At 71.1% G+C, this 10,412-nt stretch carries 8 protein-coding genes; 5 read left to right on the top strand and 3 right to left on the bottom strand.

What is annotated here, in order from left to right:
- Nucleotides 1–738 (bottom strand): MFS transporter (locus D7X55_RS05785; protein ID WP_121722468.1); only part of this gene is annotated, 738 nt, incomplete at its 3' end.
- 223 nt (nucleotides 739–961) lie between these two features.
- Here D7X55_RS05785 and D7X55_RS05780 point away from each other — a divergent pair.
- From D7X55_RS05780 to D7X55_RS05765, 4 genes are all read left to right on the top strand, one after another.
- Nucleotides 962–2,965: a lysyl oxidase family protein gene (locus D7X55_RS05780; protein WP_120548776.1), complete on the top strand. Its 2,004-nt coding sequence runs from the start codon at nucleotides 962–964 to the stop codon at nucleotides 2,963–2,965.
- 95 nt (nucleotides 2,966–3,060) lie between these two features.
- Nucleotides 3,061–5,070 carry a lysyl oxidase family protein gene (locus D7X55_RS05775; protein ID WP_233609622.1) on the top strand — a complete coding sequence of 670 codons (2,010 nt, stop codon included), beginning with the start codon at nucleotides 3,061–3,063 and terminating at the stop codon, nucleotides 5,068–5,070.
- Nucleotides 5,071–5,222: 152 nt separating this feature from the next.
- Nucleotides 5,223–6,449, top strand: coding sequence for an ABC transporter permease (locus D7X55_RS05770; RefSeq protein ID WP_120548763.1), 1,227 nt, complete (start codon nucleotides 5,223–5,225; stop codon nucleotides 6,447–6,449).
- A 21-nt stretch (nucleotides 6,450–6,470) separates the two neighbouring features.
- Nucleotides 6,471–7,697 carry an ABC transporter permease gene (locus D7X55_RS05765; RefSeq protein ID WP_120548762.1) on the top strand — a complete coding sequence of 409 codons (1,227 nt, stop codon included), beginning with the start codon at nucleotides 6,471–6,473 and terminating at the stop codon, nucleotides 7,695–7,697.
- Nucleotides 7,698–7,785: 88 nt separating this feature from the next.
- On the opposite strand, the gene D7X55_RS44095 is transcribed toward D7X55_RS05765, so the two are convergent.
- Together D7X55_RS44095 and D7X55_RS05760 are read right to left on the bottom strand one after the other, a co-directional pair.
- The gene (locus D7X55_RS44095; protein ID WP_014392946.1) at nucleotides 7,786–7,959 is read right to left on the bottom strand and encodes a hypothetical protein; all 174 of its coding nucleotides are present in this window, start codon (nucleotides 7,957–7,959) and stop codon (nucleotides 7,786–7,788) included.
- A 166-nt stretch (nucleotides 7,960–8,125) separates the two neighbouring features.
- Nucleotides 8,126–8,887, bottom strand: a complete 762-nt coding sequence (locus D7X55_RS05760) for a hypothetical protein (RefSeq protein WP_147468396.1) — start codon at nucleotides 8,885–8,887, stop codon at nucleotides 8,126–8,128.
- 204 nt (nucleotides 8,888–9,091) lie between these two features.
- Between D7X55_RS05760 and D7X55_RS05755 the strand changes: the two genes are divergently transcribed.
- Nucleotides 9,092–10,336 carry a phosphatidylserine/phosphatidylglycerophosphate/cardiolipin synthase family protein gene (locus D7X55_RS05755; RefSeq protein WP_121722465.1) on the top strand — a complete coding sequence of 415 codons (1,245 nt, stop codon included), beginning with the start codon at nucleotides 9,092–9,094 and terminating at the stop codon, nucleotides 10,334–10,336.
- The last annotated feature ends 76 nt before the right edge of the window (nucleotides 10,337–10,412 follow it).

Below are 10,412 nucleotides of genomic sequence, written 5' to 3'. Positions count from 1 at the left end.
CGCCCGGGGTGTCTTCTCGCCATGGCCCAGGCTGAGCGCCAGGAGCAGCGGCACCACGCCCACCGCCAGCGCCACCGCGCCCGGGATATCCAGCTTCCCGCCGTGCACGCCCTCCGGCTTGAGCGGCGGCATGCGCAGGAAGATGAGCGCCAGCGCCAGCGCGCCCACCGGCAGGTTGATGAAGAACACCCAGTGCCAGCCCAATGTGTCGGTGATGAAGCCGCCGGCCAGCGGGCCAATGACGCTGGACAGGCCGAACACCGCGCCGAACAGGCCCTGGTATTTGCCCCGGTCGCGAGGCGGGAACAGGTCCGCCACTACCGCCAGCGACCCGGTGAAGAGCGCCGCGCTGCCCAGCCCCTGCACCGCTCGGCAGAGGATGAGCACCAGCGTGGAGCGGGCCGCGCCGCACAGGAAGCTGCCGGTGAGGAACACGGCGATGCCCGCCACCAGCACCGCGCGGCGGCCCAGCAGGTCGGACAGCTTGCCCCACACCGGCACCATCATCGTGGACGCCACCAGGTACGCGGTGGTGAGCCACGGGTAGTGCTCCGGCGCGATGCGCAGGTCCGCCTGGATGGTGGGCCCCGCCGTCGCGACGATGGTCTGGTCCAGCGCCGCCAGCAGCAGCCCCAGCAGCGCCCCCGCCAGGGTGAAGGCCTTCTGGGAGCGGCTGAACCGCTCGGAGGCCGGCGCGGCGCGGGAGTCCAGGGCGGTGTCGGCGGCGGTGTCGGCCATGGCTCGGGCACGCGACGCGTGCGTTCGCGCGAATCTGGGGACGGCGGCCGGGGAGGGCCATCTCCGCCTGCCCGGCTGCTCTCCTTCCGGAAGGCAATGCGCCCCCGGAAGAGCCGTTCATCCAGCAAGGGCCATTCGGTGAACAGGCCCCGTGGCCCTATCCTGCGCCCCCTTCATGCCGGACGCCGGACACATCCAGGACGCGTCCCGCCGAGGAGTGAACATGCGGATCCGTGGAGCGCTGACCCTCGCCGGGGTGTTGTTGCTGACGGCGGGCTGCAAGGACCCGAAGCCCCAGCCCGGCGACGCGGGGGTCCCGGACGCGGGCTCGCAAGACGACGCGGGCTCGCAAGACGACGCCGGCACCGCCGGGCCCACCCTCTCGGAGACGCCCCGCTGGGAGGTGCAGGGGGACGGGCTGGAGCCAAAGGAGTGCTTTGGCCGCGGCGTGGCGCTGGGCGACGTCAACGGCGATGGCCGCAAGGACCTGGTGGTGATTTCGCCGCCGTGCACCAGCGGCCCCACCAACCCCGGACGCGTGATGGTGTACCCCGGAGAGGGGTCCTCCTTCTCCAGGACGCCCGTCATCTCCAAGCTGTCGTGGGTGCATCCCAGCCCGCGCACGTCGGGCTACCAGATGACGGTGAGCACGGGCGACGTGGACGGGGACGCGTACGCGGACGTGCTGGTGAAGAGCTACTACGGCGTCAGCGTCTACAAGGGCGGGCCGGACCTGTCCCAGGTGTTCGCGCAGCCGCTGTTCCGCGCGCCGGACTCCTCGACCATGCGCTTCGCCATCGCGCGGCTGCTGGACCTGGATGGAGACGGGCTGGACGACCTCGCCGTCTCCACCTTCAGCGGCAGCACCACCCTCTACCGCGCGACGCCGGGCGGGGCGGAGGGGCCCTTCACCAACGTGCGCGTGCTGTCCGGCTACGCGCAGCCCGCCGGAGACACGGACGGGGACGGCGCCCAGGACCTGTTCATCCCCCTCTACGACGAGGAGAACGGCCAGGGCCTCTTCCTGGGCTGCAAGGCGGGCAGCTCGCGCGTCTGTGATGGACCGCTCACCACGCAGCCGGTGTGGAAGGGCACGGCGGAGAGCATGAGGGGGATTGCGGACCTGAACGGGGACGGCCGCCCGGAGGCGCTCGCGTCGCTGAGGGGCAGCCAGCGCCTGCACCTGTCGGACGCCTCCGTCCAGGGCTACTCCGCCACGCCCGCGTGGACGCTGATGGACGACCCGGCCTTCCCCATCGTGGCCGCCCAGAGCGCCACGGTGGGCGCCATGGCGGCGGGCAGCATGGGTCACGACTTCGTGCTCGCCTCGCTGGGGCGCGTGTACCTCTTCCGCCCGACGCAGGATGTGTCCGGTCCGCTGGCGCCGGTGTGGTCGTGGCCGCGCGCCAACCGCCTCCTGCCCCAGACGATGCTGGGCTTCGCCATGCCCTCCGTGGCCAGCCCCGGCGACCTGGACGGGGACGGGTACGACGACCTGGTGGTGGGCCTGCCGCAGGAGACCGACGGCACCCGAGCCCCGGGCCGGGTGCGGGTGTACGGCGGCGGCGCGGTGCCGGACTCGGCGGAGCCTCCGCCCGCGCTGATGCCCACGAAGACGTGCAACCTCCAGGTGGATCCGGTGAACGGCAAGCCGGACCTCACGGTGGACCGGGACGTCATCGCGCGCACGCTCTACATCGAGCGTCGCTCCTTCGCGGCGGACGCCTGCGAGGTGCGTGAAGGCTGCGTGCCCGCGGGCGGCGAGCGGCGCCTGCTGCGCTTCACCACCTCCATCATGAACATGGGCACCGCGCCCGCGGTGGTGCCTTCCCCGCAGGAGCGCCCGGACCTCTTCGTCTACGACGAGTGCCACCAGCACGACCACCTGGTGAACTTCGCCGGCTATGACCTCAAGGACGCCTCCGGCAACTCCATGTCCGTGGGGCGCAAGCAGGGCTTCTACATGGTGGACTTCACCCAGTACTGCGCGGACGGCACCGCGTTAGCCTGGTACGACCCGGGCACGGGCATCTCGCCGGGCTGGTCGGACGTCTACACCGCGGACACGGCCTGCCAGTGGCTGGACGTCACGGACACCCCGGACGGGGACTACACCGTGCGGGTGGGCGTGGATGAGAACCACATCATCGACGAACTCGACGCGCTCCCCAACGAGGCCACCGTCAAGGTGCGCCTCAAGGGGGACACCGTGACCGTGCTGCCCTGAAGCGAAGACCGCGCATCGTTTCATCGTGAAGAGGCTCACTTCGGGACAGGGCCGGTGGAAGGCCGGTCCATTCCCGGGGGCACGACACGATGCGGATGCGATTGGCGGGGGCTTGCGCGGTGGTGGGACTCCTGTCCCTGACGGGCTGCAAGGACGACCCGAAACCCCAGCCGGACGCGGGCACGGTGGATGACGGAGGCACCTCCGTCAGTCCCACCCTCTCCGAAACGCCGCGCTGGCAGGTGACCGGCGACGGCGTGAACCCCAAGGAATGCTTCGGCCGCACCGTGGCGCTGGGCGACGTCAACGGCGACGGGCGCAAGGACCTGCTGGTGTCCTCCGCGCCCTGCTCGAGCGTCCAGAGGGAGCCCGGCCGCGTGATGGTGTTCGCGGGCGAGGCGCGCGACTTCTCGAAGACGCCCGTCACCACGACGCTGACGTGGGTGCACCCCAGCCCCCTCGCCTCCAGCTACAAGATGACGGTGAGCACGGGCGACATCGACGGGGACGCGTACGCGGACGTGCTCGTCGCCACCTCCTTCGGCGTCAGCGTGTTCAAGGGCGGGCCGGACCTGTCCCAGGTGCTGACGCAGCCGCTGTTCCGAGCGCCGGACGCCGCCACCCTGCGCTTCAGCGGCGCGCAGCTGCTGGACCTGGATGGGGACGGGAGGGCGGAGCTCGCCGTCGCCACGTCGCCCGGCAGCAACCTCACCGTGTACCGGGCCACACCGGGCGCACCGGAGGGGGCCTTCACCGCCGTGCGCACGCTGACGGGCGTCCCCGTCCCCGCGGGCGACGCCGACGGGGACGGGGTCCAGGACCTGGCCGTGACCCACGCCGACGCCACGGTGGACCTCTACCTGGGGTGCAAGGCGGGCAGCGCTCGCGCCTGTGAAGGGCCGCTCACGGCGCAGCCCGTGTGGACCGGAGAGGCCGAGTCCTTCGCCGCGCTGCCCGACCTGAACGGAGACGGCCGCGCGGAGGCGCTCCTGTTCCTGAACGGCAGCCAGCGCCTGCACCTGTCCGACGCCGCCGCCCCGGGCTACTCGCCACAAATCACCTGGCAGGCCATGGACGACGCGGCCTTCCCCCTCTTCGGACAGTCCTTCCTCACGTTCAGCAAGACCGTCGCCCCCGTGGGCGCCATGGTGGAGGGCGGCGCGGGCCACGACTTCGCCATCGGCGCCATCGGCCGCGCGTACCTCTTCCGCCCCACCGCGAACGTGTCCGGTCCGCTGGAGCCGGTGTGGGCGTGGCCGCGCGCCAACCGGCTCGACCTCCGCACGTCGCTGGGCACCGACTACCTGGGCATGGCCTCCGCGGGCGACCTGGACGGAGACGGGTATGACGACCTGGTGGTGGGCGCGTCCCGGGGCCTCAGCGGCACGCCCGCGGGAAGCGAGGGCACGCCCGCCCCGGGCCGGGTGATGGTGTTCGGCGGAGGCGCGGTGCCGGATTCGCAAGAGCCCGCGCCCGCCCTGGCGCCCACGAAGACGTGCAACCTCCAGGTGGATCCGGTCAACGGCAAGCCGGACCTGACGGTGGACCGGGACGTGCTCGCGCGCACGCTCTACATCGACCGGCGCTCCTTCACGGCGGACTCGTGCGAGGTGCGCGAGGGCTGCGTCCCCGCGGGCGGCGAGCGGCGCCTTTTGCGCTTCACCACGTCCATCGTGAACATGGGCACGGCCCCGCTGGTGGTGCCTTCACCCGAAGAGCGGCCGGACCTCTTCGTCTACGACGAGTGCCACGACCACCACCACCTGACGAACTTCGCCGGCTACGACCTCAAGGACGCGTCCGGCAACTCCATGTCCGTGGGGCGCAAGCAGGGCTTCTACATGATCGACTTCACCCAGCAGTGCGCGGACGGCACCCCGTTCGCCGCGTACGACCCGGGCACGGGCATCTCGCCCGGCTGGTCGGACGTCTACACCGCGGACCTGCCCTGCCAGTGGCTGGACGTCACCGACACCCCGGACGGCGACTACACCGTGCGCGTGGGCGTGGACGAGAACCACATCGTGGACGAGGCCGGCACGCTGCCCAACGAGGTCACCGTCAAGGTGCGCCTGACCGGTGACACGGTGACCGTGCTGCCCTGAAACAGGGAAAACCCCGGGTGAAACGGGCGTCCGGTGAAGGCCGCGTGCAATGGGCGGCCCTCCTGGGCGTAGAGTGCCTGACGCGGCCCGTCCGCCGGGGACCCTTCCCGGTGCGCCAGGCCGCGCGGCTTCCAGCGTGAAGGGGTGGTTTCGTGAACTTCCGGGTCGACGTGTGGGAGGGTGCGCGCATCGCGCTGACCTCGCTGCGCTCCAACCGGCTGCGGACGGTGCTGACCACGGTGGGCATTGGCGTGGGCGTGTGCACGCTGCTGGCCATCGTCGGCATCATCCAGGGGCTGAACAGCTCCTTCGCCGACCAGCTCAACAAGATTGGCTCCAACACGCTCCAGGTGTCCAAGTTCCCCTGGGTGATGAACGGGGACTGGTGGGCGTACCGCAACCGCAAGACGCTCTCGCTGGACCTGGTGGACCCGCTGCGCAACGCCTCCGAGCACGTGGTCGCGGTGGCCCCCATGATGTTCGTCAACGCGGAGGTGTCCTTCCAGAACCGGAAGCTCGCCTCCGTGCAGACCATGGGCACCAGCCCTGACTACGCCATGACGTCCTCGGTGGAGATGGGGCAGGGGCGCTTCCTCACGCAGGCGGACGTGGACAACCGCTCCGCCGTCGTCGTGATTGGCGCGGAGATCGGCAAGGTGCTCTTCCCGGGCATCAACCCCGTGGGCCACCGCATCCTCGTGGACCGCCGCCCCTACCGCATCGCGGGCGTCATCGTGGAGCGCGGCACGCTCCTGGGGCAGAACGTGGACCTGGTGGTGATGCTGCCCTACACCGCGTTCCAGGGGCACTTCGGCACCCAGCGCGACGTGACCCTGGTGCTCGCGGTGGACCAGCAGGAGAACGTCCCCCGCGTGCAGGACCGGCTCACGGAGACGCTGCGCCGGGAGCGCAACACCAAGCCCGGCGCGCCGGACGACTTCGCCATCAACCGGCCGGATCAGCTGGCCAACATGTACAAGCAGCTCACCGGCGCGCTCTACGGCGCCGCCACGGGCGTGGGGCTCATCACCCTGCTCGTGGGCGGCATCGGCATCATGAACATCATGCTGGTGTCCGTGCGCGAGCGGACGCGGGAGATTGGCGTGCGGCGGGCGCTGGGCGCGCGCAAGCACACCATCATCCTCCAGTTCCTCATGGAGGCGGCCAGCGTGTCCGCGGTGGGCGGCGCCATGGGCACCGCGGTGGGCATGGGGCTCGCGTGGCTGGTGAACTACCTCACGCCCCTGGCGGCGGCGGTGCAGCCGCTGACGGTGGTGCTGGGCGTGGGCTTCTCCGCGGTGGTGGGCCTGCTGTTCGGCATCTGGCCGGCGGCGCGCGCCGCGAACCTGGACCCCGTGGAGGCGCTCCGCCACGACTAGGCGGGAGCGGGAGACTCGACCATGTGGATGGCTTTCTGGGACACGGTGCGGCTGGCGTTCGGCACGTTCCGCTCCAACCCCCTGCGCTCCTTCCTGACGCTCCTGGGCATCGTCATCGGCGTCACCACCGTGGTGTCCATGATGGCCCTCATCGAGGGCCTGCGGAACCAGGTGAACGACCAGATGTCGGAGCTGGGCAGCGACTGCTTCCAGGTGCAGCGGCTGCCCTTCGGCCAGGGCGAGCTGTCCATCGCGGAGCTCGCGCGCCGGCCGCGCTTCACCTACGCGGACCTGGACGCCATCCGCACGCAGCCCTCCATCTCGCAGGCCGCGGGTGAGGACTCCAAGGGCGGCCAGAAGGCCTCCACCTCCGACCGCGAGTCGCGCCCCAACGTGAACGTCTGGGCCGGCACGGCGGAGTACTTCAACACCAACTCGGTGAGCCTGGAGACGGGGCGTCCCTTCACCGACGCGGAGTTCGTGGACAGCCGGCGCGTGGCGGTGATTGGCCAGGACCTGGCGGACACGCTGTGGCCCGGCCTGGACCCCCTGGGCCGCGAGTTCCGCCTCCTGGGCCGCACCTTCCAGGTGGTGGGCACGCTCAAGCGCCGGGGCGGGTTCCTGGGCGGCGGCAGCCAGGACAACCAGGCCATGATTCCGCTGTCCACCTTCGCGTCCATGTTCGGCGTGCGCGACTTCCGCATCAGCATCCAGGCGAAGTCCCCGGAGGTGCTCCAGCGCGCGCAGGATGAGGTGACGCTGCTCATGCGCCGCCGCCACGGGCTCAAGCCGGACGAACCGGACGACTTCTTCCTCTACAACAACGCCTCCGCCACGCAGATGTTCAACAACCTGTCCTCGGCGGTGAGCGCGGCCAGCTTCGGCGTGTGCATCCTGTCGCTGCTCGTGGGCGGCATCGGCATCCTGAACATCATGCTCGTCGCCGTGACGGAGCGGACGCGGGAGATTGGCATCCGCAAGGCGCTGGGCGCCAAGCGCTACCGCATCCTCGCGCAGTTCGCGCTGGAGGCCGTGGTGCTGTCGCTGGTGGGCGGCGCCGTGGGCGTGGCGCTGGGCGTGGGCCTGGCGCACCTGGCGCGCTGGATGATCCACCTGCCCACGGAGGTCCCCATGTGGTCCGTCATCGTGTCGCTGGTGATGAGCTGTGGCGTGGGGCTGGCGTTCGGCATCTACCCGGCCGCGCGCGCCGCGAAGCTGGACCCCGTGGAGGCGATGCGCACGGAGTAGCGCGCACGCTTCTTCGCATGAAGAAGGCCCCGTCCCGGCATGAAGCGGGAGGGGCCTTTTTCACATCACGGTCGTGTCCGGCCCGGGACTACGGGCAGGGGTACGTACAGGTGATCTGCCCGGTGATGGGGTTCTTGAAACACGTGGGCGTGCAGTCCTGCGCGTCGGCGGAGGACGGCGTGGCGGCGATGCCCAGGCCCATCACGGTGGCGGCGGCGGCGAGGACGAAGGCGATGCGACGGACGTTCTTGCGAGCCTGCATGGTGTCGTCTCCCTACGTTGTGTTGGCGCTGCACGGAGCACTCTAGGGACCGGGACTGACAACACCACTGGCGAGTTTGCAGGCACGCGCGCACGCGCGGAGGGCGGGGCGCCAGGGCGCCGCACGCGGGAAGAAAATTGAAACGCCGGTGCGGCGAAACGATGCGTCACGGCCTGGGAGTGGGGGTGCGGCTCCACTGGTAGCCCACCGTCGCGCCCGTGCCGATGAGCGAGAACGCGAGGTAGCGGCGCACGAAGTCCAGCCGCTCGCTGCTGCCGGCCAGGTGCTTCAAGCCTTCATGCGCGGCGAGGCCCAGCAGCATTCCCACGGTCGCGCCGCCGAGCGCGCCCAGGTACGCGTGGCCGCGGTCCTGGCTGTCGTTGAACGCGACCTCGCCCATGCCCCACGTGCCCAGCGCGGCGATGGGCGGCGTGACGACCATCGCCGCGCCGAACGCGCCCACCTCCAGCTCCATCCACCGGCCTTGCGGATAGGAGGGATGCACGAAGAGGAAGCGCCCCGGAAGTGACGCGAGCACGGTGCCCGCGGCGGCCTCCGCGGCGGTGGCGCCCAGGCGCGTGTCGCCGCCCACGCGGGTCGCGGCCCAGACGGCGCCCAGGGGCAGCAGCGTGACCCCGCCATGCGCGGCCCACGTGCCGGCGGACAACGGCGCCTCCGTGTCGGGCTCGCCGTGCGGAATGAAGGGCCGCAGCGGACGCGGCGGCACCGCGGGTGGCGGAGGCTCCGTGCCCAGGAGCGGCGCATCCAGGACGGTGGGCGTCAAAGGAGGCGGAGGAGGCTCGGGCTGCGCGGGTGAGACAGGTGAAACATCCTCCGGGGGCGGCACGTCCTGCATCCACACGGAGGCCCCCGCGGCCGGTGCCCCCAACAGGCCCAGCAACAGGAGCGCCCCGCGCGCTGGTGCCATCTCCCGCTGCCCCATGCCGTGTCCGTCCTCCCCGCGAGTCCGCACCCAGCAGTGCGCACGCGGCGCGTCCAGCACCACCGGGCTCTCGTGCGACGGGGCTCAACCGTCAGCGGGTGGACGGTGTCCCTGTCCATCGATGTGCTTCCGCGACTCCGGGACACACGGTGGATGCGGAAGGGCGGGGGCTGCCCTAGCTTTGCGGCCGTGCGGCTGGTCTGGCCCATCCTGCTCGCCCTGCTCGCCGCGGGGTGTCCCTACCCGAACCACCGACAGGACCTGCGCCTGCGCGCGCTGCCGGAGGACCCGGCGGAACGGGACCTCGCCTTCGAGCAGACGCTGGGCATCCCGATGGAGCCCGGCAACGCCGCGGAGCTGGTGCAGAACGGCCAGGTCTTCGACGTCATCGAGGAGGAGATCCGCGCGGCCCGCTCCAGCATCCACATCGCCAGCTACATCTGGCGTCCGGGCATCCCGTCGGACCGGCTGCTCATCGCGCTGCGCGAGCGGGCTCCCGGCGTGCAGTGCCGGGTCATCGTGGATCCGCTGGGCAGCGTGAACTTCGAGGTCGTGGCCCCGGTGCTCGCGGACGCGGGCTGCGACGTGCGCATCTACCGGCCCTATCAGGGCGCGGTGACGTCGCTGGATGCCGTGCGGATCCGCGCGCGCATGCACCGCAAGATGGTCATCCGCGACGGCGAGGCCGCGCTGACGGGCGGCTTCGGCATCTGGCGCAGCTGGCTGGGCAACGGCGACGCGCCGGAGACCTGGCGGGACACCAACGTGCGGGTGCGAGGCCCCGCCGTTCGAGGCTTCCAGCTGGCCTTCGCGCAGAACTGGCAGGAGTCCGGCGGTCCCTTCCTGCCCCCGGAGTCCTTCCCGGACCTCGCGCCCGCGGGCAACGCGCGCGCCGTCTTCGTCGCCAGCACCGGTCACCGGTTCCTCTCGGATGCGTCGAGGATGTGGCTCTTGTCCATCGCCGCCGCGAAGCACCGGCTGTGGATCGCCAACTCGTACTTCATCCCGTCGGAAGCCATCAGCGACATGCTCATCCTCAAGGCGCGCGAGGGCGTGGACGTGCGGGTGCTGGTGCCCGGCCGCTACCACGACGTGAAGCCCGTGTACAACGCGCAGCGGGCGTCCTACGCGCGGCTGTTGGAGGCCGGCGTGCGCATCTACGAGTACGAGATCTCGATGATGCATTCCAAGACGCTGGTCGCGGACGACACGCTGTGCGTCGTGGGCTCCACGAACATGGATCCGCTGGCGCTCAGTCACACCGACGAGGGCTCGGTGATGGTGGAGGATCCGGTGCTGGCGGAGGAGCTGGCGAAGGCCTTCGAGCAGGACCTCACGCACTCGGCGGAGGTCCACTGGCACGGCTGGAAGCGGCGGGGCCTGCTTCAGAAGCTGGCCGAGCAGCTCCCGGGGCTCATCGGCGACTTCCTGTGATGCCTTGAAGCCAGGCCCTCGGTTGGCTGCCTGACGGGCTGACAGGGGATGCCCTGTGCGGGAAGGCAGCCAGGGC

It is taken from the genome of Corallococcus sp. AB049A (assembly GCF_003668885.1).
Taxonomy (GTDB): Bacteria; Myxococcota; Myxococcia; order Myxococcales; family Myxococcaceae; genus Corallococcus; species Corallococcus interemptor.
Note: the sequence above shows the minus strand (reverse complement) of the source record. Positions and strands in the feature narration are given on the sequence as shown.